Origin of the sequence: Luteimonas viscosa (assembly GCF_008244685.1) — a bacterium.
Lineage (GTDB): Bacteria > Pseudomonadota > Gammaproteobacteria > Xanthomonadales > Xanthomonadaceae > Luteimonas > Luteimonas viscosa.
Window position 1 is genome coordinate 370,925 of record NZ_VTFT01000002.1, and the last position, 22,936, is coordinate 393,860.

Consider the following 22,936-nt stretch of genomic DNA (forward strand, 5'->3'; position numbering starts at 1 on the left):
TTCTTTACGCAATGCAGACCTGCCCGACATGATCGAACTCAATCCCGTGCGCCAGCGCATCGCCGACCTGACCGGCCGGCTGGATGCGCTCAGGGGGTTTCTTTGACTACGACGTCAAGCGCGAACGCCTCGAGGAAGTCGAGCGCGAGCTCGAGAACCCCGACATCTGGAACGATCCCGCGCGCGCGCAGGCGCTGGGCCGCGAGCGCTCGCTGCTCGACAAGACCGTCAACGGCATCCGCAGCCTGACCGAAGGGCTCGCCGGCGCCGGCGAACTGCTCGACATGGCCGAGGCGGAGGACGACGAGGACACCGCGCAGGCGGTGGCCGACGACGTCGAGCGCCATGCCGGCGAGGTCGACAAGCTGGAATTCCAGCGCATGTTCTCCGGCGAGATGGACGCGACCAACGCCTTCGTCGACATCCAGGCCGGCGCCGGCGGCACCGAGGCCCAGGACTGGGCGGAAATGCTGCTGCGCATGTACCTGCGCTGGGCCGAGTCGCGCGGCTGGAAGACCGAGCTGATGGAGGTCAGCGGCGGCGAAGTGGCGGGCATCAAGTCGGCCACGGTGCGGGTGGAGGGCGACTACGCCTACGGCTGGCTGAAGACCGAGACCGGCGTGCATCGCCTGGTGCGCAAGTCGCCGTTCGATTCCGACAACCGCCGCCACACCAGCTTCACCTCGGTGTTCGTGTCGCCGGAAGTCGACGACAACATCGATATCGAGATCAACCCGGCCGACCTGAAGACCGACGTCTACCGTTCCTCGGGCGCCGGCGGCCAGCACGTCAACAAGACCGAATCGGCGGTGCGCATCACCCACGTCCCGACCGGCATCGTGGTCGCCTGCCAGACCGGGCGCAGCCAGCATTCCAACCGCGACACGGCGATGAAGATGCTGGCGGCGAAGCTCTACGAGCTGGAGATCCAGAAGCGCAACGCCGAGCGCGATGCGGTGGAGGCCACCAAGTCCGACATCGGCTGGGGCAGCCAGATCCGCAACTACGTGCTCGACCAGAGCCGGATCAAGGACTTGCGCACCGGGATCGAGCGCAGCGATACCCAGAAGGTGCTCGACGGCGATCTCGACGAGTTCGTGGAAGCCAGCCTGAAATCGGGCCTCGAGGCCGGTTCCAAACGCATCGACGCCGTGTGATCCATGGCGGCGGGTGATGGTCTGTCGGAGGCGCTGAAGCCGGCAGGGGCCGAACCACTGGCAGGGGGCCATGCATCTGTCATCCCGACCGCAGGGAGGGATCCTGGGCCGGACTGCCTCGATGCAGCCGAAACCGGATCCCTCGCTCCGCCCGGGATGACAAACCATTAGGCTGTCCCGATTCCCGATTCCCGATTCCCGATTCCCGATTCCCGATTCCCGATTCCAGACCACCCCACATGACCGATCCAGCCCAGTCCCCGCACGTGCACGCCGACGAGAACGCCCTGATCGCGGAGCGTCGCGCGAAGCTGGGGGCGATCCGTGCGGAGCGGATCGCGTTCCCGAACGATTTCAGGCGCAACGACCATGCTGGCGACCTGCAGGCCGAGTATGCCGATGCCGAACGCTGGACCGGCGATGCGCTCGAGGCCACGGGCCGGCGGGTGACGCTGGCCGGGCGCATGCTCGCCAAGCGGGTGATGGGCAAGGCCGCCTTCGCGCAGATCCAGGACGTCAGCGGGCGGATCCAGCTGTTCCTGCAGTCGGCGACGCTCGGCGCCGCCTACGACGCGTTCAAGACCTGGGACGTGGGGGACATCGTCGCGGTCGAAGGCATGCTGATGCGGACGAAGACCGGCGAGTTGTCGGTCAAGGCGGAAACCCTGCGCATGCTGACCAAGTCGCTGCGACCGCTGCCGGACAAGTGGCATGGCCTGGCCGACGTGGAGCAGCGCTACCGGCAGCGCTACGTCGACCTGATCGTCTCGCCGGAGGCGCGCGAGGTCTTCGTCAAGCGTTCGCGGATCGTCGCCGCGATCCGCCGCTGGCTCGACGCGCGCCGCTTCCTCGAGGTGGAGACGCCGATGATGCATTACATCGCCGGCGGCGCCACTGCGCGTCCCTTCGTGACCCACCACAACGCGCTCGACCTGGAACTGTACCTGCGGGTGGCGCCGGAGCTGTACCTCAAGCGCCTGGTCGTCGGCGGTTTCGAACGGGTCTACGAGATCAACCGCAACTTCCGCAACGAGGGCGTCAGTACCCGCCACAACCCCGAGTTCACGATGCTGGAGCTGTACGAGGCCTACGTGGCCTACGGGGAAGTCATGGACCTCACCGAAGGCCTGGTGCGCGACGTCGCGATGGAGACGCTGGGCACCACGTCGCTGCAGTGGGACGGCCACGAGATCGAGCTCGGTCCCACGTTCCGGCGATGGAAGCTCGAGGAGGCCGTGCGCGAGCTCAACCCCGCGATCGGCCAGGCCGACTGCCGCGACCGCGAGGCGCTGGCGCGCCACTGCGCCGCCCTGAGGATTCCGGTCAGGCCGTCGTACGGCTGGGGCAAGCTGCTGCTGGAAATCTTCGAGAAGACGGTGGAACCGGGGCTGGTGCAGCCGACCTTCATCACCCACTATCCGGTCGAGGTCTCGCCATTGGCGCGCGAGTCCGACACGGAACCGGGCATCACCGACCGCTTCGAACTGTTCATCGGCGGCAAGGAGATCGCCAACGGCTTCTCCGAACTGAACGATCCCGAGGATCAGGCCGCGCGGTTCCGCGCCCAGGTCGAGGCCAAGGCGGGCGGCGACGACGAGGCGATGCACTACGACGCCGACTACATCCGTGCGCTCGAGGTGGGCCTGCCTCCCACCGGCGGGCTGGGGGTGGGCATCGACCGTCTTGTGATGCTGTTCACGAATTCATCCTCGATCCGCGACGTCCTGCTGTTCCCCTACATGCGGCCGGAAGGCGCTTCCTGAGGCGATTCCGCGCCTCTGACGGACGATACGGTGCGCTGGCGAGGGCCGCCGGCGGCCCCGGAAGGGCGGCGCAAAACCTGCGCATTTAGGGCATGATTCGGTCAGATTGTGACCTGCGGACGGGCGGATTCCCGTTCATTTCGTAAACCAGGTCGCAGAACGGGAGGGATCCGACTTGGGCACAGGACTTGCTTACGACTATTCCATCAGGCGGCGGTCCGAAAGCGGACGACCCGACCCGTCGCCCCCGGGACCCGCCGAGCACATGAACATCGTCATCGTCGACGACCAGACATCCGCCCGCACGATGTTGCGGCACATCCTCGAGGACATCAGTCCCGAGCTGGAAGTGCTCGACTTCGGCGACCCGCAGCAGGCGCTGCGCTGGTGCGAGGAGAACCGTCCGGACCTGCTGCTGCTCGACTACCGCATGCCGGTGATCGACGGGCTGGAGTTCGCCCGCCGTTTCCGCAAGCCGCTACTGCATCGCGACGTGCCGATCGTGCTCGTCACCGTGGTCGGCGACGAGCCGATCCGGCAGGCGGCGCTCGATGCCGGCGTCATCGATTTCCTGGTCAAGCCGGTGCGCCCGCGCGAACTGCGGGCGCGCTGCCGCAACCTGCTGCAGTTGCGGCAACAGTCGGAGTCGATCAAGCAGCGCGCGCTCTCGCTCGAACAGCGGCTGCTGTCGAGCATGCACGAGGTGGAGGAGCGCGAACGCGAGACCCTGCACCGGCTCGCCCGCGCGATCGAATACCGCGATTCCGGCACCAGCGCCAACCTCGCGCGACTGGCCGCGATCGCCGGCCTGGTCGCGGAACAGCTGGGGATGTTCGAGGACGAAGTGCGGATGATCGAGCTGGCGGCACCGCTGCACGACATCGGCAAGATCGCGATCCCGGACTCGGTGCTGCTCAAGCCCGGCCCGCTCGACGAAACCGAAACGGCCCTGATGCGCGAGCACCCGCGGATCGGCTACGAACTGCTCACCGGCAGCCAGAACCGCTTCATCCAGATGGGGGCGACCATCGCGTTGCGCCACCAGGAGCGCTTCGACGGCAGCGGCTACCCCGACGGGCTTGCCGGCGACCAGATCCCGCTGGAGGCACGCATCGTCGCGGTCGCCGACGTGTTCGATGCGCTGGTGTCGAAGCGGCCGTACAAGCGAGCCTGGAGCGTCGACGAGGCGCTGGAGTACATCGAGGCGCAGGCGGGCAAGCTGTTCGATCCCGCATGCGCGGCGGCCCTGCTCCGGAGCCGCGACCGGATCGACGATATCTGCCAGCGCTATCCTGCCGCGACGAGGGTCCCCGGCGTTGAGTAAGGGTGTCGTCCCGTTGTTCGACCTGATCCGGGGTCGCCTGGCCGGTCGCCCGGACAGCGAGCACGGCCAGGCCAGCGTGCGCGTGGTGATGCTGGCGGTGGTGTACCTGTACCTGCATTTCGCGTTCGGCTCCGACCCCGCACTGGCGCGCCCGCTGGCCACCTCGCACGCCATCCTGGTGGTGGATTTCGTCATCGCCTTCGGCATTCTCGCCTGGATCGTCGCCAGTCCCGGCGTGTCGCACCCGCGCCGCGTGCTGGGCATGGTGATCGACAACGTGCTGATGGGCACCGGCATGTACCTGCTCGGCGAGAAGCTCGCGCCGATGTACGTCATCCTGCTGTGGGTCACGATCGGCAACGGCCTGCGCTACGGCCCACGCTATCTCTACACCGCGATCGGCTTCGCCGCGTTCACCTTCTCGACCGTGGTGCTCTACACCCCCTACTGGCAGGTCAACGCGTGGCTGGGATGGGGCCTGGTGATCGGCCTGGTCGCGGTGCCGCTGTACCTGATCTCGCTGCTACGCGCCCTGATCGAGGCTACCGAGGCGGCCAAGGCCGCGAGCGAGGCCAAGAGCCGCTTCCTGGCCAACATGAGCCATGAATTCCGGACGCCGCTGAACGGCATCGTCGGCATGTCCGAGCTGCTGATGTCCTCGAAGCTCGACGTCGACCAGCGCGACAGCGCCCAGGTCATCCAGACCTCCGCGCGCTCGCTGCAGTTGCTGGTCGACGACGTGCTCAACCTGTCCGCGATCGAGGCGGGCCGTTTCAACCGCATCGACACCGACTTCTCGCTGCGCGAGCAGCTCAAGGGCATCCACGTGATGCTCCTGCCCGGCGCCCAGTCCAAGGGCCTGGCGCTCGAGCTGAACGTCGGCAAGGACGTGCCGGACCTGCTGCACAGCGACGCCAACCACCTGCGCCAGATCCTGCTCAACCTGCTCTCCAACGCCATCAAGTTCACCGAGGAGGGGCGGGTCTCGCTGGACGTGTCCCTGCTGCAGGAACCTGCGGGCGAGCATGCGACGCTGCGCTTCTCGGTACGCGACACCGGCATCGGCATCCCGGCGCCGGCACTCGAGCGCATCTTCGACGCGTTCGAGCAGGTGGAGTCCGGCCGCGGGCGTCGCTTCGGCGGCACCGGCCTGGGCACCACCATCGCCAAGGCCCTGACCGAACTGCTGGGCGGAACGATTGCCGCGGAAAGCGAGGTGGGCGCGGGCTCGCATTTCCGCGTGGACCTGCCGCTGCGCCTTGCCGAGGTGCAGGCGGTGCCGGAGGGGCGCGGACAGGACAACGTCATCGCCTTCGCCGATCCGTTCGTGCGTCACCGCGCGCGCGTGCGCTCGCTGCGCATCCTGGTCGGCGACGACCAGCCCGCCAACCTGATGGTGATGCGCAAGCTGCTGGAGAAAGCCGGGCACCGGGCCTTCATCGTCAACGCCGGCGAGGACATCCTCGACGCGATCGAGAACCAGCAGTTCGACGCCGTCGTCACCGACCTGCACATGCCCGGCATCAGCGGCCTGGAAGTGATCAAGCAGGCCCGCTTCATGGAGGCGGGGCGCAGGCGCACGCCGTTCATCGTGCTCAGCGCCGATGCCACCAGCGAAGCGCAGGCCGAGTGCGAGCGGGCCGGTGCGTTCGCCTATCTGACCAAGCCGATCGCGGTCGATCGCCTGCTGCAGAAGCTGGCCGAGATCGCCGAAGGCAATGCCGACGTCACCCTCCCGGCCGCGCAGGCGCCGGCCGCGGGCGAAGCGCCTCAGACGGTGGTGTCCAAGCACATCCTCGACGAGTTGCGGGAGATGGGGCTCGGCGAAGAATTCGTGCAGCGGTTCCTCGCCGAGTGCGCCCGCGATGCGCGCAAGTGCATCGCCGACATCGAGTCGACGGGCGGCGAGGGCAGGTGGGACGAGTTCCGCGACGTCTGCCATGCGCTCAAGGGCACCGCCGCCAACATGGGCGCGATGCGCCTGAGCGAGACGGCGTCGGCCGGCATGCGCATGCCGGTGGAACAGCTCGTCCGCGAGTGGCAGGGCATGAGCAACCGGATGCGCCAGCAGCTGGAACACGCGCTCTCCGCCCTGCGCGAACAGGGCGATCTGGTTCCCCTCGAGGCCGACGCCGACGCCTGACGCTGGCGCTGCGGCCGAGCCCGGCCCGGGCCCGGACGCGGGTCAGCCCATCCGGGTGCTGCCGGTTCCCTCGTTGCCGATCACGGCCTCGTCGGGCTCCGACGGGCGCTTGAGCTGGGCGCGCACCAGCCGCTCCATGATCCGCAACTGGCGGTCGCCGAGTTGCAGCGCGGTGTCGACCCAGATCCGGGTGATCCGCATCAGTTCTTCGTGGGTGACCGGGTTGGCGCCCTCGCGGACACGGTGCAATGCCAGCCTCGCACCGGCCGAGCGCCGGTTCTGGCGGACGATCTCGTGCACCGCGCGCACGCCTTCGCCCTTGGGCACGAGCACGTCGACCAGGCCCATCCGATGCAGCTCGTCGCTGCTGTACATCACCCCGGAGAGCATCATGTCCTCGGCGACCTTCGGGCTGACCCGCTGGGTCAGCAGCGAGTAGGCGCCCATGCCCGGGAACAGGCCGAACATCACTTCCGGGAAGCCCATCTGCACGCCCTTCTCGGCGACGATGGTCTGGCAGGCCAGGGCGAGCTCGAAGCCGCCGCCCAGCGCATCGCCCTCGACCAGGCCGATGGTGTGCGCGTTGGGGTGGATGCGGCTGTGCAGCAGGTGGATGCTGTCGACGCACTCGCTGGCATAGCGCAGCAGTCCGTCGCCGTCGCGCGCCTGGATCAGCTTCAGGAACAGCGCGAGGTCGCCGCCGAGGTTGAAGACGTGGGTATCGGAGCCCAGCACGACGTGGGCGAGATGCGTGGGCGACTCCTTCGCGGCCTGATCGATGGTGTCGATCGCATGGCGGGCGAACAACCGGAGCTCGCGCAGCATTTTCGGCGAGAAGCAGGCCCGGTAGGACGCGTCGGCGAACGCCTGCTGGGCATGCATGTAGCACCAGTGGGTGTCGTTGGACGCATCGTGTTCGACGCGGATGGTATTGAAGGAGTGGTCGCGGTGCAGCAGCTCGACGTTGGTCATGAGGGTCCCCTGGGGGCCGCCAGGGTCACGTCGGACCAGGGGTGTTGGCGGCCGGAAAATGTGAAGTGCGTCCGACCGCCCGATTCTATGCACCCATGTCGCGCGGTATGCAAGCAATTTCTGCCCGGCAGCGGCAGTTTGTGCCGCGCGGGGGACCGGGCAGGCTCACCCCGGGTTCACGCCGCCTCGTCCCGCAGGGCCCGTCGGAGGATCTTGCCGACGTTGGTTTTGGGCAGTTCGTCACGGAATTCGACGAATTTGGGCTGCTTGTAGCCGGTCAGGTTCTCCCGGGCGTGGGCCTTGACCTGTTCCACCGTCAGCGCCGGGTCCTTGCGCACGATCACCAGCTTGACCGCCTCGCCGGACTTGTCGTCCGGGACCCCGACCGCGGCGACTTCCAGCACCCCGGGCATCATCGCGACCACGTCCTCGATCTCGTTCGGGTAGACGTTGAAACCCGACACCAGGATCATGTCCTTCTTGCGGTCGACGATGTAGAAGAAGCCCTTCTCGTCCATCTTCGCCATGTCGCCCGTGTGCAGCCAGCCGTCGGCATCGATCGCGGCGGCCGTCTCCTCCGGCCGGTTCCAGTACCCCTTCATCACCTGCGGGCCCTTCACGCAGAGCTCGCCGACCTCGCCGACCGGCAACTGGTTGCCGTCCTCGTCCTTGACGCAGACGTCGGTGGACGGCACCGGCAGGCCGATCGCGCCGTTGTAGTCGGCCAGGTCCATCGGATTGATGCAGGCGGCGGGCGAGGTTTCGGTCAGGCCGTAGGCTTCGACCAGGGTGACGCCGGTGGCCTTCTTCCACCGCTCGGCCACTGCGCGCTGCACCGCCATCCCGCCGCCGAGGGTGAGGTGAAGCTTCGAAAAATCGATCTCGTCGAAGCCGGGGGTGTTCAGCAGCCCGTTGAACAGGGTGTTGACGCCTGTGATCGCGGTGAACGGCTCGCGCTTGAGCTCCTTGACGAAGCCCGGCATGTCGCGCGGATTCGTGATCAGGATGTTCTTCGCACCGTACTTCATGAAGACCAGGCCGTTCGCGGTCAGGGCGAAGATGTGGTACAGCGGCAGCGCGGTGACGATGACTTCCTGGCCGAGCTTGACGTTGGTGCCGATCCACGCCGAGGCCTGCTGCATGTTGGCCACCAGGTTGCGGTGGGTGAGCATGGCGCCCTTGGCCACGCCGGTGGTGCCGCCGGTGTACTGCAGGAAGGCGATGTCCTCGTGGGTGATCGAGACGTCGGGCAGTTCATGCTTGCTGCCGAGCGCAAGCGCGTCGCGGAAGCGCACCGCCGACGGGATGTCGTAGTCGGGCACCATCTTTTTCACGTTGCGCAGCACGAAGTTGACGATCGCGCCCTTGGGGAAGCCGAGCATGTCGCCCAGGCCGGTGGTGACGACATGCCGCAACGCGGTGTCGGCCAGCACCTCCTGCACGGTCCTGGCGAAGTTGTCGAGCACGAGGATCACGCTGGCGCCCGAATCCACCATCTGGTGCCTGAGCTCGCGCGCGGTATACATCGGATTGACGTTCACCACCGTGAGCCCGGCGCGCAGGATGCCGAAGGTCGCGATCGGGTACTGCAGGCAGTTGGGCATCATGATCGCGACGCGATCGCCCTTCTTGAGCTTGAGTTCCCCGAGCAGGTACGCGGCGAACTGGCGGCTGAGCTCGTCGACCTGCGCGTAGGTCAGCGCCTTGCCCATGCTGGTGAACGCCGGTCGGTCGCCGAACTGGCGGATCGACTGCTCGAGCACGGCCGGGATCGACGCGAATTCGTCGACGTCGATCTGATGCGGAACTCCGGCCGGATACTGCGCGAGCCAAGGGCGTTGCGTCGTCATTCCATCCCCTCCACGGAGCTGTGAGGCCGGCATTCTGGGCGATACCGTTCAGTATGGATTGGAGCATAGGCTCCAGGGACTGGCAAGGCGCGCACAGGGGCCGTGAGGAGCGCGCCGCGTGCGGGCTTCCCGTAGAGTACGGGCCATGGAAACAGGTATCGCAGGGTTCGCAGCCGGTACCGGTGCAGGGGGCGCGGGTTGGGTGCGCGCATGCATCCGCGCGATGGCGGCAGTGGGGTTCGCCACGCTGCTGCTGTGCGCCGGCTGCGTTCGAGACGATCCGGAGGCCGCGCTGCGAAAGACGGTGACGGACATGCAGGCTGCGCTCGAACAGCGCGATGCTGCTGCGATGCAGCAACATCTCGCGGACGACTTCATCGGCAACGACGGGCTCGATCGCGACGGCGCCCGCCGGATGACGGCGGCCTACCTGCTGCGCCATCGCGACATCGGCATCAACGCCGGTCCCCTGCAGGTCGACATGGCCGATACCCATGCCGTCGTGCGCTTCACTGCCATGCTGCGCGGGGGTTCCGGTCGACTGTTGCCGGACGCCGCGCGTGTCTACGAGGTGGAAACGGGCTGGCGACTCGACGATGGCGACTGGAAACTGGCCAGCGCCAGCTGGAAGCCCGCGTTGTAGACGGACGCTGCGGCGGGCAGGACTTCCGCGTTACGGGAGCCTATGCAGCCTTGCGGGCGGCGAGCTGGCGGAGTACGTAGTGGAGCAGGCCGCCGTGGCGGGTGAGTACGGACCGCTTGCGCGGCACTGCCGCGCGGTCCGTGCGAACGCCCGCCGCGCTGCGGCGGGCAGGACTTCCGCGTTACGGGAGCCTACGCAGCCTTGCGGGCGGCGAGCTGGCGGAGCACGTAGTGGAGCAGGCCGCCGTGGCGGGTGAGTACGGACCGCTTGCGCGGCACTGCCGCGCGGTCCGTGCGAACGCCCGCCGCGCTGCGGCGGGCAGGACTTCCGCGTCGGGAGCCTACGCAGCCTTGCGGGCGGCGAGCTGGCGGAGTACGTAGTGGAGCAGGCCGCCGTGACGGAAGTACTCCACCTCCTTCGGCGTCAGCAGCAGCACGTCCACCTCGAACGTCTTCTTCGTCCCGTCGGCGCGGGTGGCGAGCACCGTGGCCGTCTTCGCCTGGCCGTCCTGGAGCCCGGTGACATCGATGACCTCGGTGCCGTCCAGTCCATGCGACTGCGCGTTCTCGCCCTCGCGGAACTGCAGCGGCAGCACGCCCATGCCCACCAGGTTGGCGCGATGGATGCGCTCGAAGCTCTGCGCGACCACCGCCCGGATGCCGAGCAGGTTGGTTCCTTTCGCCGCCCAGTCGCGCGACGAACCGGTGCCGTACTCCTTGCCTGCGAAGACCACCGTCGGCACGCCTCCGGCGATGTACTTCATCGCCGCGTCGTAGATCGACATCTTCTCGGGTTGCGAAGTCGATCCGGGGCTGCCGAAGTAAAGCGTGTTGCCGCCTTCCTCGCCGTCGAAGAACAGGTTCTTGATGCGGATGTTGGCGAAGGTGCCGCGCACCATCACGTCGTCGTTGCCGCGGCGCGAACCGTAGCTGTTGAAGTCCGTGGGCTGCACCCCGCGCGACTGCAGGAACCGCCCGGCCGGTGAATCCTTCTTGATGTTGCCGGCGGGCGAGATGTGGTCGGTGGTGATCGAATCGCCGAAGATCCCCATCACGCGTGCGCCATGGAGATCGGCGATACCGCCCACCTCCATCGTCATGCCCTCGAAGTAGGGCGGGTTCTTGATGTAGGTGGAGCCGTCGTCCCAGGCGTACAGCTCGCCGTCGGGCGATTCGATGGTGTTCCAGCGGGTGTCGCCCTTGAACACGTCGGCGTAGTTCTGCTTGAACATCTCCGGGCCGATGGTGCTGGCGATGAAGTCGCCGATTTCCCTGTTGCTCGGCCAGATGTCGCGCAGGTACACCGGCTGCCCGTCGCTGCCGGTGCCGAGCGGCTCGCTGGTGAGGTCGATGTCGACCGTGCCTGCGATGGCATAGGCCACCACCAGCGGCGGCGAGGCGAGGTAGTTCATCTTCACCTCGGCGTGGATCCGGCCCTCGAAATTGCGGTTGCCCGACAGCACCGAGGCCACCGCCAGATCGTTCTGCGCGATGCCCTTGGACACCGCCTCCGGCAGCGGTCCCGAGTTGCCGATGCAGGTGGTGCAGCCATAGCCGACCACGAAGAAGCCGAGCTTCTCGAGGTCGTCGAGCACGCCGGCCTTCTTCAGGTAATCGGTGACCACCAGCGAGCCCGGGCCGAGCGAGGTCTTCACCCAGGGTGCGGCCTTGAGCCCCTTCGCCACGGCATTGCGTGCCAGCAGGCCGGCGCCGAGCATCACCGCCGGGTTCGAGGTGTTGGTGCACGAGGTGATCGCCGCGATCACCACCGAGCCGTCGGTCAGTTCGTGTTCCTCGTCGGCCAGGCTGATCCTGGAGATCGGCCTGGCAGCAAGGTGCTGCGCCTGTGGCTGGTCGCCGCCGTCACGCTCGAAGCGGTTGATCTGCGGGTCGCGGGTGCCGTCGCCGTTGCCGTCGCGGTTCGCGACCAGGGCGCCCACGTTGTCGTGGAAATTCTGCTTGACGTCCTCCAGCAGCACGCGGTCCTGCGGACGCCGGGGGCCGGCCAGCGACGGGCGCACGTCGCCCATGTCGAGATGCAGCACGTCGCTGTAGCGCGCCTGCGCGGCACCCGGTTCGTGCCACAGTCCCTGCGCCCTGGCATAGGCCTCGACCAGTGCGATCTGCTCCTCGCCGCGGCCGGACAGGCGCAGGTAGCGCAGGGCCTCGGCGTCGATCGGGAAGATGCCGCAGGTGGCGCCGTACTCGGGCGCCATGTTGCCGATCGTGGCGCGGTCGGCGAGCGGGAGGTGCTGCAGGCCGTCGCCGAAGAACTCGACGAACTTGCCGACCACGCCGTGCTTGCGCAGCATCTGGGTGACGGTGAGCACGAGATCGGTGGCGGTCGCGCCCTCGGGCAGGCGCCCGCCGAGCCTGAAGCCGACGACCTCGGGGATCAGCATCGACGAGGGCTGCCCCAGCATGGCGGCTTCGGCTTCGATGCCGCCCACACCCCAGCCGAGCACGCCGATGCCGTTGATCATGGTGGTGTGCGAGTCGGTGCCGAACACCGTGTCGGGGTAGGCCCAGGCCTGCCCGTCGTGGTCGCCGGTCATGACCACGCGCGCCAGGTGTTCCAGGTTCACCTGGTGGACGATGCCGGTGTTCGGCGGCACCACCTGGAAGTTGCGGAACGCCTTCTGGCCCCAGCGCAGGAAGCCGTAGCGCTCCTTGTTGCGTTCGAACTCGATCTTGCCGTTGAGGTCGAGCGCGTCGGCGCGGCCGAAGACGTCCACCTGCACCGAATGGTCGATCACCAGCTCGGAGGGGATCAGCGGGTTGATCTGGTCGGGGTTCCCGCCCAGCTTGACCACCGCGTCGCGCATCGCCGCCAGGTCGACCACGCAGGGTACGCCGGTGAAATCCTGGAGCACCACCCGTGCCGGCATGAACGCGATCTCGGTGCCGGGCTCTGCCGCCGGATCCCACTTCGCAACCGCCTCGATGTGCTGCGGCAGCACCGACACGCCGTCCTCGTGCCGCAGCAGGTTCTCCAGCAGGATCTTCAGGGAATAAGGCAAATGATTGATTTCAAAGCGCTCTCCCAGCTTCGGCAGGCTGGCGTAGGTATAGGCTTTGTCCCCGACCTGGAGCGTGGTGCGGGTGGAAAAGGTATCGGCCATGGGGCAGGGGTTCCTGTGGCTGCGGGCTGCAGGGTTGCCATCGAGTCTACGCCGGTTCATGTCGCGACCCCGAGACGGAATGGCATCCGCAGCCGATATGCGGACGTCGGTATGCCTCGCCAAGTATGTATAATTCATCCATACCGTTTCGCTCATGGAGTCCGCCATGGAAGCCACCGTTGCCGAGCGCGGCCAGATCACCCTGCCCAAGGCGGTGCGCGACGCGCTGGGGCTGACCAAGGGCACGCTGCTCAAGGTCGAACTCGAGGGCGGGCGCATCATCCTGCGCAAGAACGTGGACGACGCGATCTCGCGTGCCCGCGGCCGCTTCCGGCTGCCCGAGGGCGTCAGCACCGACGACGTGATGCGCGAGCTGCGCGGCCGCGCGCCGGGCGACCCGGTCGACCCCTGACCGCGGCCCATGATCGCGATCGACACCTCCATCCTGATCGACCTGCTCGGCGACGATGCGCGCATGGCCGATGCCGCCGAGCAGTGCGTGCGCGACGCGCTGGCACAGGGCCCGGTGGTGCTTTGCGACGTGGTGGTGAGCGAAATCACCGCCGGCCTCGGCCACGGTACCGACATCATGGACGTGGTCGAGGAGATGGGCATGCGCTACCTGCCGGTCGAGCGCCGCGCCGCGATCCGCGCCGGCGAGATGCAGCGCCGCTTCAACCAGCGGCGACGCGCGGCCGGGCAGGGCGGGCAGGTATCGCCGCGCACGGTGCCGGACTTCATCGTCGGCGCGCACGCGCTGCTGCAATGCGCGGGCCTGATCACCCGCGACGCCGGCTTCTTCCGCGACTACTTCAAGGGCCTGAAGGTGATCGCGCCCAAGCCCGCCGCCTGATTGCCAACTGACTCCCGCCCCCTTTATCCGGAGAACCACATCATGCTGGAAGCCTATCGCCACCATGCCGCCGAGCGCGCCGCGCTCGGCATCCCGCCGTTGCCGCTGTCAGCGCAGCAGACCGCCGAGCTGATCGAACTGGTCAAGCAGCCGCCCGCGGGCGAGGGCGATGCCCTCGTCGAGCTGCTCAGCCAGCGCGTGCCCGCCGGCGTGGACGATGCCGCGAAGGTCAAGGCCTCGTATCTGGCCGCGGTTGCGTTCGGCACCGAGAAGACCCCGTTGATCACGCCGCGGCGCGCGACCGAACTGCTGGGCACGATGCTGGGCGGCTACAACATCCATCCGCTCGTGGAACTGCTCGACCATGCCGAACTCGGGCCCGTGGCGGCCGAGGGCCTGAAGCACACCCTGCTGGTGTTCGACGCGTTCCACGACGTCGAGGAGAAGGCCAGGGCCGGCAACGCCAACGCCCGCGCGGTGCTCGAGAGCTGGGCCGCGGCCGAATGGTTCACGGGCAAGCCGGAAGTGCCGGCGTCGCTCACCATCACCGTGTTCAAGGTGCCGGGCGAGACCAACACCGACGACCTGTCGCCCGCGCCGGACGCGACCACCCGCCCGGACATCCCGATGCACGCGCTGGCGATGCTCAAGAACCGGCGTCCCGACGCACCGTTCGTGCCGGAGGAGGACGGCCGGCGCGGCCCGATCGGCGAGATCCTGGCGCTGAAGGAGAAAGGTCACCTGGTGGCCTACGTGGGCGACGTGGTCGGCACCGGTTCCAGCCGCAAGTCGGCCACCAACAGCGTGCTGTGGTGGACCGGGCAGGACATCCCGTACATCCCCAACAAGCGCTACGGCGGCGTCTGCCTGGGCAGCAAGATCGCGCCGATCTTCTACAACACCATGGAGGACGCCGGCGCGCTGCCGATCGAACTCGACGTGTCGAGGATGGAACATGGCGATGTCGTCGAGCTGCGTCCTTACGAGGGCAAGGCGCTGAAGGACGGCGCGGTGATCGCCGAGTTCCAGGTCAAGTCCGACGTGCTGTTCGACGAGGTCCGGGCCGGTGGCCGAATTCCGCTGATCATCGGCCGGGGCCTGACCGCCCGGGCGCGCGAGTCGCTGGGCCTGCCCGCCACGGATCTGTTCCGCCAGCCGCAGCCGCCTGCCGACAGCGGCAGGGGCTATTCGCTGGCGCAGAAGATGGTCGGACGTGCCTGCGGCCTGCCGGAAGGGCGGGGCGTGCGCCCGGGTACCTACTGCGAGCCGCGGATGACGTCGGTCGGTTCGCAGGACACCACCGGCCCGATGACCCGCGACGAACTCAAGGACCTCGCCTGCCTCGGCTTCAGCGCGGACCTGGTGATGCAGTCGTTCTGCCACACCGCGGCCTATCCCAAGCCGGTGGACGTGAAGACCCACCACACCCTGCCGGAATTCATCTCCACCCGCGGCGGCATCTCGCTGCGTCCCGGCGACGGCGTGATCCACAGCTGGCTCAACCGCATGCTGCTGCCCGATACCGTCGGCACCGGCGGCGACTCGCATACGCGTTTCCCGGTCGGCATCTCGTTCCCGGCAGGTTCGGGGCTGGTCGCCTTCGCCGCCGCCACCGGGGTGATGCCGCTCGACATGCCGGAAAGCGTGCTGGTGCGCTTCAAGGGCGAACTGCAGCCGGGCGTGACCCTGCGCGACCTGGTCAACGCGATCCCGTACTACGCGATCAAGGCCGGCCTGCTCACCGTCGCCAAGCAGGGCAAGAAGAACGTCTTCTCCGGCCGCATCCTCGAGATCGAGGGCCTGCCGCAGCTGAAGGTGGAGCAGGCCTTCGAACTGTCGGACGCCTCGGCAGAACGTTCGGCTGCCGGCTGCACGGTGCGCCTGGACAAGGCGCCGATCATCGAATACCTGACCAGCAACATCACCCTGCTGAAGTGGATGATCGCCGAAGGGTATGCGGATGCGCGTTCACTCGCGCGCCGCATCGCGAAGATGGAGGAGTGGCTGGCCGACCCGCAGTTGCTCGAACCTGATGCCGACGCGGAGTACGCGGCGGTGATCGAGATCGACCTGGCCGACGTGCACGAGCCGCTGCTGGCCTGCCCGAACGATCCGGACGACGTGAAGTCGCTGTCGGAGGTCGCGGGCACGAAGATCGACGAGGTGTTCATCGGTTCGTGCATGACCAACATCGGCCACTTCCGCGCCGCGGCGAAGCTGCTGGAAGGCAAGCGCGACATTCCCACGCGTCTGTGGGTCGCGCCGCCCACCCGGATGGACGCCAGCGAGCTCACCAAGGAAGGCCACTACGGCACCTTCGGCAGCGCCGGCGCGCGCATGGAGATGCCGGGCTGCTCGCTGTGCATGGGCAACCAGGCGCAGGTGCGCGAGGGCGCGACGGTGTTCTCCACCTCCACGCGCAACTTCCCGAACCGGCTGGGCCGCAACGCCAACGTGTTCCTCGGCTCGGCCGAACTCGCGGCGATCTGCTCGCGCCTGGGCCGGATCCCGACCAGGGCCGAGTACATGGCCGACATCGGCGTGATCAACGACCAGGGCGCGGAAATCTACCGCTACATGAACTTCGACCAGATCGAGGAGTATCGCGGCACCGCCGAGCCTGCCGCCGCGTAGGCGGCACCGGGCCGGGAAGCGAAGGCGCTTCCCGGCCATTCGCCTCGCCGTCGCCCGCCAACGCGCTGCCTGCGTATCCCCGACGCCCGGTGACGCAAGAACCACAGCGGCGCGTACGGGTTGCCATGCCGCCCTCGTCGCGGAACACGCCAGGACCCATGAAGCCGATACATGCGCTCTCACCGGCCGGAAAGGCCTTCGCGGCCGTCGCGCTGATCGAGGCCGCGACATGGGCGGGCCTGCTGCTCGGCATGTTCCTCAAGTACGTCACCGCGACCACCGATCTCGGTGTCTGGCTGTTCGGCCGGCTGCATGGCGCAGCCTTCATGCTCTACGTGGGGGTCTCCGTCGTCGCGGGCCTGCGCTTGCGCTGGCCGCTCTGGGCCCTGCTGGTGGCGCTGGCGGCGGCGGTGCCGCCGCTGGCGACGCTGCCCGTCGAGTACTGGTTCCGCCGCCGGGGGCTGCTGTCGGACTCCTGAGCGGTCGAGCCGTTGCGGTCGCCGGCGAGTGGCCGGCGAGTGGCTGGCTCAGTCCAGCCAGCCCTCGATCGACTGCTGCAGCGCGCGCTTGCGCAGGAACAGGTCCCACACGCTGCCGCCGAGCTGGCGCCACAGCACCGCAGAGCGCAGGGCGGCGAGCAGGATGGCGCGGATCTCGGCGACCACGCCGGCCTGTCCGAGGTAGTGCGGATTGCCCTGGACCATCACCTTCGGACGCAGGTGGCTGACGGTTTCGGCGTAGAGGCTGCCGAGGGCGGACAACACCTCCGGGTGGCTGCTGCCCAGCTGGTCGGCCTTCGGCTTGAGTTCGAGGATGCCCTCGTGCACGCGGTCGGCGACGGCTTCGCTGGCCACGAAGCGGCGTTCCAGCTGGGTCACCGACAGCGCCAGCTTCGGCAATTGCGGGTCGTCGCCCTGGTTGTCGAGGTAGTCGCGCAGCAGCAGCAGGCCGGGGCGGACATTGGACGCGCCGCCGTAGACCTCCTCGGGCGAGGCGGCGTCGATGCGGAACACGCTCTCGAGCGAGGTGGTCAGCACGGTTGCGTCGGCCTGTCCGGTTTCGGCGATGCGCCGCACCTGCTTGAGCGCCTGCACGAGGCCGGCGAGGGCGAGGACGCGGTCGTCGTTCATGCCGCCGCCCCGCGCAGTTGCCGTTCCAGCGGGGCGTCGGTTTCGGCGATGACAGCGCCGCCGAGGCAGGCCTCGCCGTCGTACAGCACCACCGACTGGCCCGGGGTCACCGCACGTTGCGGATTGCGGAACACGATCGCGAGACGTCCCGTGGATTCATCGATGCTCACCTGGCAGGGTTCCTCCGGTTGCCGGTAACGGGTCTGGGCGGTGCACTCGAACCTGCGCGCCGGCGGCGTGCCGCCGATCCAGTGCGCCGGCTCGCTCCACAACCGCGTCGACATGAGATGGGGGCTGTCGCTGCCCTGGTCAACCACCAGCACGTTGCGTTCGACGTCCTTGCCGACCACGTACCACGGCGCGGCGTCGAAGCCGCGCACGCCGCCCAGTTGCAGGCCCTCGCGCTGGCCGAGCGTGAAGTAGAACACGCCGGGATGGCGCCCGACCACGCGGCCGTCGGGCGCGCGCATCTCGCCCTCGCGCGCGGGCAGGTAGCGCGACAGGAATTCGCGGAAATCGCGCTCGCCGATGAAGCAGATGCCCGTCGAATCGCGCTTGTCCGCCGTCGGCAGGCCGGCCCTGCGCGCGATCGCGCGCACGTCGGCCTTGGGCAGGTCGCCGAGCGGAAACAGCGTCGCGGCCAGCTGCTCCTGGCCGAGCTGGTGCAGGAAATAGCTCTGGTCCTTGCCGCGGTCGGCCGCGCGCAGCAACTGCCAGCGCCCGTCCGCGTGCGCGATGCGCGCGTAGTGGCCGGTGGCGATGCGCTCCGCGCCGAGACCGCGCGCGGCCTCGAGGAAGTGCTTGAACTTGATCTCGCGGTTGCACAGCACGTCCGGGTTGGGCGTGCGCCCGGCGGCGTATTCGGCGATGAAATGCTCGAACACCCCGCTCCAGTACTCGGAGGAAAAATCGCGGAAATGGATCGGGATGCCGAGCCGGCCGCAGACCGCGACCGCGTCGCGGCGGTCGTCCTCGGCGCGGCACTCGCCGCTGCCGGCCGCTTTCGGCGTCCTGCCTGCGGCGGCACTCGCGCTGTCCTGCGCATCGTCGTCCGCCCAGTTCTGCATGAACAGGCCGGCGATCGATTCGCCGGCATCGCGCAACAGCAGGGCGGCGACCGAGGAGTCAACCCCGCCCGACATGCCGACGATGACCTCCGGCGAGCTCATTCCAGCTGCGAGACCAGCGACAGCGGGTGGCGGCGCCCGGCCAGGTGGTCGGCCACCGCCCGCCACACCAGCGGACTGCGGTGGCGGTCGGCGGCGGCGCGCAGTTCCGAGGGCGTCATCCACACCGCGCGCACGATGCCCTCGTCCAGCGGCTGCGCCGGATCATGCGCCAGCGGCTCGGCGGCGAAGGCGAAGCGCAGGTAGTGGCGCCCCTCGTCTTCCCCCGGCCGCGCAGGCGCCTTCCACTGGTAGGCACCGATGAACGCGGTCAGCCGTACGTCCCAGCCGGTTTCCTCGCGGGTTTCGCGCAGCGCGGCATCCAGCAATGTCTCGTCAGGCTCGAGGTGGCCGGCAGGCTGGTTCAGCACCAGTTGGCCCTGGACGCGTTCCTCCACGCACAGCAGCCGGCCGTCGTCGATTACCACCGTGGCCACGGTGACGTCGGGCTGCCAGAAGCGGCCTTCGCGGTAGCTCATCCGGGCCGGTATCCGGTCACAGCTCGTCCCGGTCGCCGCTGAGCTCGATTTCCTTGTTGTCCGCGACCTCGGCCACGATGTCCAGTGCCGCTTCCAGTTGCGTGGCGTCGACGTTGTCGGGCAGCTTGATGACGAAATACAGCACGTCGCCGCCGATCTCCCAGCTTCCGTACTTCTGCCGCCGGCTCTCTTCCAGCAGCGCCAGCGCCCGGGCGCCGTCGATCCCGTCCTTGCCCACCCAGGCCGCGGGGGCGAACACCTCGCGGACCTGGAAGCCGGCGATGCTCTCGGTCCGCCCGGCCACGAAGGCGAGCTGGGTCCGGCCTTCGTCCGCGTAGTTGTAGGTGACGCGGTAGTCGCCATCCTCGTCGACCGTGTACTGGATGCCGCGCGCGTCCAGCCGCGAGGCGACCGCCGGATCCTCGGCCCAGGCCTGGAAGGGGGGCAGGGCAGTCAGCAGCAGGCAGCAGGCGGTCAGTCGGGTGCGGCGATGCATCGATGGGATCCCCAGGGTCTTGGAGCGCGGATTGTCTCGCGCCGGACGCCGGATCGTCCATGCCATGCGGCGTGGACCCCCGCTCATGCGCCCTTCGTATAATGGGCCGATGACCCGCAAGCACGCCCCCGAACACGAACACGGCACCGTCGTCGAAACCGGCAAGCCGGAACTGGCGCGGCCGCCGCTGTACTCCGTCCTGCTGCTGAACGACGACTACACCCCGATGGACTTCGTGGTCGACGTCCTGGTCCGGTTCTTCGCCCTCGACCTGGAGAAGGCCACCCAGGTCATGCTCCACGTCCACACCCGGGGGCGGGGGGTGTGCGGGGTCTACAGCCGCGAGGTGGCGGAGTCCAAGGTCGCGCAGGTGAACGAATATTCCCGGCTCAACCAGCACCCCTTGCTCTGCACCATGGAAAAGGCCTAAAAGGGAGCCAGGCCGGGGCATGGAAAAGCCGGAACGCGGCCCCATCTAGGTCGCAGTTCCCCGGAGGTTGCCTCCCCATGTTCAGCAAGGATCTCGAGTACAGCATCGGCCAGTGCTACAAGCGCGCCCGCGAGGCGCGCGACGAGTACATGACGGTCGAGCACCTGCTGCTTGCACTGCTCGACAACCCGTCCGCCGAAGCCGTGCTCAAGGCCACCGGCGCGGACTTCCACCGCCTGCGCAGCGACCTCGAGCAGGCGATCCTGACTTCGGTCTCGAAGCTGCCCGACGACGACGGCCGCGACACCCAGCCCACGCTCGGCTTCCAGCGCGTGCTGCAGCGGGCGGTCTACCACGTCCAGTCCTCGGGCAAGAAGGAGGTCACCGGCGCCAACGTGCTGGTGGCGATCTTCGGCGAGAAGGACTCGCACGCGGTCTATTTCCTCAACCAGCAGGACGTCACCCGGCTGGACGTGGTCAATTACATGTCGCACGGCATCGCCAAGAGCGGCGGCGAAGACCCGGGCCATCCCGGCGAGGACGCGGCCGCGCGCGGCGAGGGCGCCGAGGGCGAGGCCAAGGGCGACGCCCTCGGCGACTACGCCACCGACCTCAATGCGCTGGCGAACGAAGGGCGCATCGATCCGCTGGTCGGGCGCGCCGAGGAGATCGAGCGCACCATCCAGGTGTTATGCCGCCGGCGCAAGAACAATCCGCTCTACGTCGGCGAGGCCGGCGTGGGCAAGACCGCGATCGCCGAAGGCCTGGCGCGGCGCATCGTCGACGGCGAAGTCCCGGAAGTACTGGCCGATGCGACGATCTATTCGCTCGACCTCGGTGCGCTGGTCGCCGGCACCAAGTACCGCGGCGATTTCGAGAAGCGCCTGAAGGCGGTGCTCAGCGCGATCAAGAAGCATCCCGGCGCGATCCTGTTCATCGACGAGATCCACACCATCATCGGCGCCGGTTCTGCCTCCGGCGGCACCATGGACGCCTCGAACCTGATCAAGCCGGCGCTCGCCTCGGGCGACCTGCGCTGCATCGGCTCGACCACGTTCCAGGAATACCGCGGCATCTTCGAGAAGGACCGCGCGCTGGCGCGCCGCTTCCAGAAGATCGACATCGTCGAGCCGACGGTGGGCGAGGCCTACGAGATCCTGCGCGGCCTGAAGGGCAAGTACGAAGAGCACCACGACGTGCTCTACGAGGACGATGCCCTGCGCGCCGCGGTCGATCTGTCGGTCAAGCACATCGGCGACCGTCTGCTGCCGGACAAGGCGATCGACGTGATCGACGAGGCCGGTGCGCGCCAGCGGCTGCTGCCCGACGATGTACGCAAGACGCTGATCGACGTCGAGGAGGTCGAGGCGATCGTGGCCAAGATGGCGCGGATCCCGACCAAGCAGGTCAGCGCCTCGGACAAGGACGTGCTCGAGCACCTCGAGCGCAACCTCAAGATGGTGATCTTCGGCCAGGATCCCGCGATCGAGACGCTGACTTCGGCGATCAAGCTCGCGCGCTCGGGGCTGGCCAATCCCGACAAGCCGATCGGCAACTTCCTGTTCGCCGGCCCCACCGGCGTGGGCAAGACCGAGGTCACCAAGCAGCTCGCGCTGCAGCTCGGGATCGAGCTGGTGCGCTTCGACATGTCCGAGTACATGGAGCCGCATTCGGTGTCGCGCCTGATCGGCGCGCCCCCGGGCTACGTCGGCTTCGACCAGGGCGGCCTGCTGACCGAGAAGATCGTCAAGACGCCGCACTGCGTGCTGCTGCTGGACGAGGTGGAGAAGGCGCACCCGGACATCTTCAACATCCTGCTGCAGGTCATGGACCGCGGGGTGCTCACCGACACCAACGGCCGCGAGGCGAACTTCCGCAACGTGATCCTGGTGATGACCACCAACGCCGGTGCGGCGCAGGCGGCGCGGCGCTCGATCGGCTTCACCCGTCAGGACCACAGCACCGATGCGATGGAAGTGATCCGCAAGGGCTTCACGCCGGAGTTCCGCAACCGGCTCGATGCGATCGTGCAGTTCCAGGCGCTGGGCATGGACCACATCCTGCGCGTGGTGGACAAGTTCATGATCGAACTCGAAGCGCAGCTCCACGAAAAGGACGTTAGCCTGTCGGCGACGCCGGCGGCGCGCGACTGGCTGGCGGCGCACGGCTTCGACCCGCTGATGGGCGCGCGGCCGATGGCGCGGGTGATCCAGGACAAGGTCAAGCGCCCGCTGGCCGACGAGCTGCTGTTCGGCAAGCTGGTCAACGGCGGCCGCGTCACCGTGGACGTGCGCGACGACGAACTGGTCGTCGAGGCGTTCGCCGAGCCGGAAAAGCTGCTGCCGGCCACCGTCGAGTAACGCGTCTCTTTCGATAGGCAAAGGGCGGCCGCTGGCCGCCCATTTTGATTCCGGGCGTGTCTTGGCAGCATCCAGCTGCGTCGACCCCTATCCGTGGCGCCGGGCTGACGCCTCGTTCCGGCGACAGGGGGCCGCTTTTCCCTCGGTCAGGGCTCCTGCCCTGACTCGGGCGCGCGCCATCCATGGCGCGCTCGTCGCGGCCCCCTGCCGCCGGAACGAGTCTCATCGCCGATTCGCTTGCGCGTCTCCGGCGTCTCCCACTACAAACCGCCGAGGCGTAGATCCCGGCTCCCTGGATTTTCGACGAGGGTCACCTGAGGCCACTTCAAGTCAGGAGCATCGCTCTTGTTGCCGAAGGAGGTGTGCCTTAAATGCCATGCCGCAGCGCCCCGCCCCAGGGTCGCGCAAGCGGTAC

The 22,936-nt window shown here is 68.1% G+C and carries 18 protein-coding genes; 11 read left to right on the forward strand and 7 right to left on the reverse strand.

The window, feature by feature from the left end; genetic code table 11:
• Nucleotides 1-28: 28 nt before the first annotated feature.
• The 4 genes from prfB (at nt 29) to FZO89_RS16295 (ending at nt 6,387) form a co-directional block, all read left to right on the forward strand.
• A protein-coding gene (prfB, locus tag FZO89_RS16280) for a peptide chain release factor 2 (protein ID WP_149104474.1) occupies nt 29-1,157 on the forward strand; the annotation gives its coding sequence in 2 pieces (ribosomal slippage) (nt 29-103 and nt 105-1,157; 1,128 coding nt in all).
• A 239-nt stretch (nt 1,158-1,396) separates the two neighbouring features.
• The gene (lysS, locus tag FZO89_RS16285; RefSeq protein WP_149104475.1) at nt 1,397-2,920 is read left to right on the forward strand and encodes a lysine--tRNA ligase; all 1,524 of its coding nucleotides are present in this window, start codon (nt 1,397-1,399) and stop codon (nt 2,918-2,920) included.
• 265 nt (nt 2,921-3,185) lie between these two features.
• A complete protein-coding gene (locus FZO89_RS16290) occupies nt 3,186-4,244 on the forward strand; it encodes a response regulator (RefSeq protein WP_149104476.1) in 1,059 nt (352 codons plus the stop codon).
• Nucleotides 4,237-6,387 carry an ATP-binding protein gene (locus FZO89_RS16295; protein ID WP_149104477.1) on the forward strand — a complete coding sequence of 717 codons (2,151 nt, stop codon included), beginning with the start codon at nt 4,237-4,239 and terminating at the stop codon, nt 6,385-6,387. Before FZO89_RS16290 ends, FZO89_RS16295 begins: the two co-directional genes overlap by 8 nt.
• Nucleotides 6,388-6,429: 42 nt before the next feature.
• Here the strand turns inward: FZO89_RS16295 and FZO89_RS16300 are convergent, their stop codons facing one another.
• Both FZO89_RS16300 and FZO89_RS16305 read right to left on the reverse strand, forming a co-directional pair.
• Nucleotides 6,430-7,359: a crotonase/enoyl-CoA hydratase family protein gene (locus tag FZO89_RS16300; RefSeq protein ID WP_149104478.1), complete on the reverse strand. Its 930-nt coding sequence runs from the start codon at nt 7,357-7,359 to the stop codon at nt 6,430-6,432.
• Nucleotides 7,360-7,535: 176 nt separating this feature from the next.
• Nucleotides 7,536-9,209: a long-chain fatty acid--CoA ligase gene (locus FZO89_RS16305; protein ID WP_149104479.1), complete on the reverse strand. Its 1,674-nt coding sequence runs from the start codon at nt 9,207-9,209 to the stop codon at nt 7,536-7,538.
• Nucleotides 9,210-9,432: 223 nt separating this feature from the next.
• Between FZO89_RS16305 and FZO89_RS16310 the strand changes: the two genes are divergently transcribed.
• Complete coding sequence (locus FZO89_RS16310; protein ID WP_149104480.1) at nt 9,433-9,852, forward strand: nuclear transport factor 2 family protein; 420 nt, start codon at nt 9,433-9,435, stop codon at nt 9,850-9,852.
• A 340-nt stretch (nt 9,853-10,192) separates the two neighbouring features.
• Here the strand turns inward: FZO89_RS16310 and acnA are convergent, their stop codons facing one another.
• A complete protein-coding gene (gene acnA / locus FZO89_RS16315) occupies nt 10,193-12,973 on the reverse strand; it encodes an aconitate hydratase AcnA (protein ID WP_149104482.1) in 2,781 nt (926 codons plus the stop codon).
• Nucleotides 12,974-13,139: 166 nt separating this feature from the next.
• Between acnA and FZO89_RS16320 the strand changes: the two genes are divergently transcribed.
• From FZO89_RS16320 to FZO89_RS16335, 4 genes are all read left to right on the forward strand, one after another.
• A complete protein-coding gene (locus FZO89_RS16320) occupies nt 13,140-13,385 on the forward strand; it encodes an AbrB/MazE/SpoVT family DNA-binding domain-containing protein (RefSeq protein WP_149104483.1) in 246 nt (81 codons plus the stop codon).
• A gap of 9 nt (nt 13,386-13,394) precedes the next feature.
• A complete protein-coding gene (locus FZO89_RS16325; protein WP_149104484.1) occupies nt 13,395-13,826 on the forward strand; it encodes a type II toxin-antitoxin system VapC family toxin in 432 nt (143 codons plus the stop codon).
• Nucleotides 13,827-13,868: 42 nt separating this feature from the next.
• Nucleotides 13,869-16,460 (forward strand): bifunctional aconitate hydratase 2/2-methylisocitrate dehydratase, encoded by a 2,592-nt coding sequence (locus FZO89_RS16330; protein WP_149104486.1) that lies wholly within the window; start codon nt 13,869-13,871, stop codon nt 16,458-16,460.
• A gap of 158 nt (nt 16,461-16,618) precedes the next feature.
• A complete protein-coding gene (locus FZO89_RS16335) occupies nt 16,619-16,939 on the forward strand; it encodes a DUF3817 domain-containing protein (protein ID WP_149104488.1) in 321 nt (106 codons plus the stop codon).
• Between the two features lie 48 nt (nt 16,940-16,987).
• On the opposite strand, the gene hflD is transcribed toward FZO89_RS16335, so the two are convergent.
• Genes hflD through FZO89_RS16355 form a run of 4 tightly spaced genes read right to left on the reverse strand, consistent with a single transcriptional unit; the run spans nt 16,988 to nt 19,731 of the window.
• A complete protein-coding gene (gene hflD, locus FZO89_RS16340; protein ID WP_149104489.1) occupies nt 16,988-17,590 on the reverse strand; it encodes a high frequency lysogenization protein HflD in 603 nt (200 codons plus the stop codon).
• On the reverse strand, nt 17,587-18,759 hold the full coding sequence (gene mnmA, locus FZO89_RS16345) for a tRNA 2-thiouridine(34) synthase MnmA (RefSeq protein WP_149104490.1): 1,173 nt from the start codon (nt 18,757-18,759) through the stop codon (nt 17,587-17,589). The genes hflD and mnmA overlap by 4 nt, the downstream gene beginning before the upstream one ends.
• Nucleotides 18,756-19,235, reverse strand: coding sequence for an NUDIX hydrolase (locus FZO89_RS16350; protein ID WP_149104493.1), 480 nt, complete (start codon nt 19,233-19,235; stop codon nt 18,756-18,758). Before FZO89_RS16350 ends, mnmA begins: the two co-directional genes overlap by 4 nt.
• A gap of 16 nt (nt 19,236-19,251) precedes the next feature.
• Entirely contained in the window at nt 19,252-19,731 is a 480-nt protein-coding gene (locus FZO89_RS16355; RefSeq protein WP_149104494.1) for a hypothetical protein, read from the reverse strand.
• 109 nt (nt 19,732-19,840) lie between these two features.
• On the opposite strand from FZO89_RS16355, the gene clpS reads away from it, so the two are divergent.
• Nucleotides 19,841-20,161, forward strand: coding sequence for an ATP-dependent Clp protease adapter ClpS (clpS, locus tag FZO89_RS16360; RefSeq protein WP_149104495.1), 321 nt, complete (start codon nt 19,841-19,843; stop codon nt 20,159-20,161).
• Between the two features lie 77 nt (nt 20,162-20,238).
• Nucleotides 20,239-22,521, forward strand: a complete 2,283-nt coding sequence (gene clpA, locus FZO89_RS16365) for an ATP-dependent Clp protease ATP-binding subunit ClpA (protein ID WP_149104496.1) — start codon at nt 20,239-20,241, stop codon at nt 22,519-22,521.
• Nucleotides 22,522-22,936: the final 415 nt, after the last annotated feature.

What these genes read in the sequence shown, in the direction of transcription:
- lysS (WP_149104475.1), top strand. Translation starts at nt 1,397, where the DNA reads ATGACCGATCCAGCCCAGTCCCCGCACGTGCACGCCGACGAGAACGCC.
- FZO89_RS16290 (WP_149104476.1), top strand. Translation starts at nt 3,186, where the DNA reads ATGAACATCGTCATCGTCGACGACCAGACATCCGCCCGCACGATGTTG.
- FZO89_RS16300 (WP_149104478.1), bottom strand. Translation starts at nt 7,359, where the DNA reads ATGACCAACGTCGAGCTGCTGCACCGCGACCACTCCTTCAATACCATC.
- FZO89_RS16305 (WP_149104479.1), bottom strand. Translation starts at nt 9,209, where the DNA reads ATGACGACGCAACGCCCTTGGCTCGCGCAGTATCCGGCCGGAGTTCCG.
- FZO89_RS16310 (WP_149104480.1), top strand. Translation starts at nt 9,433, where the DNA reads ATGGCGGCAGTGGGGTTCGCCACGCTGCTGCTGTGCGCCGGCTGCGTT.
- acnA (WP_149104482.1), bottom strand. Translation starts at nt 12,973, where the DNA reads ATGGCCGATACCTTTTCCACCCGCACCACGCTCCAGGTCGGGGACAAA.
- FZO89_RS16320 (WP_149104483.1), top strand. Translation starts at nt 13,140, where the DNA reads ATGGAAGCCACCGTTGCCGAGCGCGGCCAGATCACCCTGCCCAAGGCG.
- FZO89_RS16325 (WP_149104484.1), top strand. Translation starts at nt 13,395, where the DNA reads ATGATCGCGATCGACACCTCCATCCTGATCGACCTGCTCGGCGACGAT.
- FZO89_RS16330 (WP_149104486.1), top strand. Translation starts at nt 13,869, where the DNA reads ATGCTGGAAGCCTATCGCCACCATGCCGCCGAGCGCGCCGCGCTCGGC.
- FZO89_RS16335 (WP_149104488.1), top strand. Translation starts at nt 16,619, where the DNA reads ATGAAGCCGATACATGCGCTCTCACCGGCCGGAAAGGCCTTCGCGGCC.
- hflD (WP_149104489.1), bottom strand. Translation starts at nt 17,590, where the DNA reads ATGAACGACGACCGCGTCCTCGCCCTCGCCGGCCTCGTGCAGGCGCTC.
- mnmA (WP_149104490.1), bottom strand. Translation starts at nt 18,759, where the DNA reads ATGAGCTCGCCGGAGGTCATCGTCGGCATGTCGGGCGGGGTTGACTCC.
- FZO89_RS16350 (WP_149104493.1), bottom strand. Translation starts at nt 19,235, where the DNA reads ATGAGCTACCGCGAAGGCCGCTTCTGGCAGCCCGACGTCACCGTGGCC.
- FZO89_RS16355 (WP_149104494.1), bottom strand. Translation starts at nt 19,731, where the DNA reads ATGCATCGCCGCACCCGACTGACCGCCTGCTGCCTGCTGCTGACTGCC.
- clpS (WP_149104495.1), top strand. Translation starts at nt 19,841, where the DNA reads ATGACCCGCAAGCACGCCCCCGAACACGAACACGGCACCGTCGTCGAA.
- clpA (WP_149104496.1), top strand. Translation starts at nt 20,239, where the DNA reads ATGTTCAGCAAGGATCTCGAGTACAGCATCGGCCAGTGCTACAAGCGC.